Origin of the sequence: Nocardia cyriacigeorgica NBRC 100375 (assembly GCF_000308555.1) — a bacterium.
GTDB lineage: Bacteria > Actinomycetota > Actinomycetes > Mycobacteriales > Mycobacteriaceae > Nocardia > Nocardia cyriacigeorgica.
Genome location: NZ_BAFY01000298.1, coordinates 1 through 1,431, shown reverse-complemented (window position 1 = coordinate 1,431; position 1,431 = coordinate 1). Strand labels below are relative to the sequence as shown.

General features: G+C 66.7%; 2 protein-coding genes and 1 pseudogene. 1 reads left to right on the top strand and 2 read right to left on the bottom strand.

What is annotated here, in order from left to right:
- Both RJ05_RS26115 and RJ05_RS26110 read right to left on the bottom strand, forming a co-directional pair.
- Positions 1-342: pseudogene (locus RJ05_RS26115) on the bottom strand (MBL fold metallo-hydrolase); the annotation flags it as partial.
- Between the two features lie 127 nt (positions 343-469).
- A complete protein-coding gene (locus tag RJ05_RS26110; protein ID WP_036541905.1) occupies positions 470-877 on the bottom strand; it encodes a MerR family transcriptional regulator in 408 nt (135 codons plus the stop codon).
- Positions 878-926: 49 nt separating this feature from the next.
- On the opposite strand from RJ05_RS26110, the gene RJ05_RS26105 reads away from it, so the two are divergent.
- On the top strand, positions 927-1,431 hold a 505-nt coding region (locus tag RJ05_RS26105; protein ID WP_036541903.1), incomplete at its 3' end, for an NAD(P)-dependent oxidoreductase.

Genomic DNA, 1,431 nt, shown 5'->3' with positions numbered 1-1,431 from the left:
GACCACACCGTCATCACCCTCGATGAACGAGGTGTTCGACAGGTCCATCCCGCGCACCTGATAGATCCCGGGAACGACCTCGAACAGCCCGTCGACCGCCGCGAGCTGCGACTGCCGCCACAGGCTCGGGTTCACCGTGTCCGGCGCCGGACCGTCCAGGAAACTGTAGGTGTCGTTGTCCCACAGCACCGTCCCGTCCTCGGCCGTCACCGCATTGGGGCTGCGCCGCCCGATCAACCCCCGTTTCGCATCGTCGAAATCCTGCATATCGGCAAACGGCAGACTCTCTTGCAGCGCCTGATGCTGACGAACGATGGTCTCCGACGCCGGCCTCGATGTCATCGTCATACGGGCCAGTGTGTGATCCGGGACTCGTTGCCCACTTCACCCGGCGGGGGTGAAAACCGGCCCGATGGCGTTCGTCCTCATCCGAGGCCGGAACGTGGCTACCGCGGTAGGAGTCGCCTTCTCAGGCGGTGACGGGTGCTCGGGTGGATCCGTGCAGCGGCGGGTACTCCTCGCTGCCCGAGGCTTCGGCTGCCGCGATGTAGTCGGCGAGGGCGTTGCGGGAGCGGGTCAGTTTGTCGAGCTGATCGTTCAAACGGTCCATCCGCGAGCGCATCGCGTCGAGCAGTTCGGGGCAGCCGGGCAGGTCGGGGGCTTCGCCGGTGGCGCAGGGCAACAGGTAGGCGATGTCGTCGCTGGACAGGCCCGCGTCGAGCAGGTGCCGGATCTGGCGCACCCGCAGCACGGCGTCCTCGGGGTAATCGCGATAGCCGTTCGGGCTGCGGCCGGCCTCGAGCAGGCCTTGGGATTCGTAGTAACGCAACTGGTGGGCGTTGACGCCCGTCCTGCGGCTCAGTTCCCCGATCAGCATCGACACCTCACTTGACCTTCAGACCGGTATGAACGTTGATCATGCTGCCATGACCAACAACGAAACACCCGTGAGCATTCTCGGACTAGGCCTGATGGGGCAGGCGCTGGCCCGCGCGTTCCTGAAAGCCGGGCATCCGACCACCGTGTGGAACCGCACGCCGGCCAAAGCCGATCAGCTGGTAGCCGAAGGTGCGCGATCGGCGTCCACGGTGGCCGAAGCGATTGCCGCCGGTTCCCTGACGATCATCTGCGTCAGCGATTACCAGGCCATGTACGACCTGCTCGGCGCGAGCGAGCTCGAGGGCGCGGCGCTGCTCAACCTGACCTCCGGCGACTCCGCGCAGGCCAGGGAAGCCGCCCGATGGGCCGAGCAGCGCGGCACCCAGTACCTCGATGGCGCCATCATGGCCATCCCGCCGGCGATCGGCACCGCCGACGCGGTGATCCTGCACAGCGGGCCGGAGAAGGTGTTCGAGAAGCACCGCTCAACACTGGAAGCGCTGGGCAGCGTCACCTATCTCGGCCCGGACCACGGGCTGGCATCGCTGTACG